We start from the raw sequence: 255 nt of genomic DNA on the forward strand, positions 1-255 counted from the left end.
TCGTCGAGCAGATGATCCGCGTCGCCGCCGGCGAGAAGCTTGCACTCGCGCAGAAGGACGTCACGCTGACCGGCTGGGCGGTGGAGTCCCGCGTCTATGCCGAGGATCCGTTCCGCAACTTCCTGCCCTCGATCGGCCGCCTGGTGAAATACCGTCCGCCGGCCGAGGCCAGCCATGACGGCATTACGATCCGCAACGACACCGGTGTGCAGGAGGGCGGCGAGATCTCGATCCATTACGATCCGATGATCGCCA

At 65.1% G+C, this 255-nt stretch carries 1 pseudogene; it reads left to right on the forward strand.

What is annotated here, in order from left to right:
- A pseudogene (locus AC066Y_RS43425) lies at positions 1-255 on the forward strand (acetyl/propionyl-CoA carboxylase subunit alpha); the annotation flags it as partial.

The organism is Bradyrhizobium sp. USDA3010 (assembly GCF_056429065.1).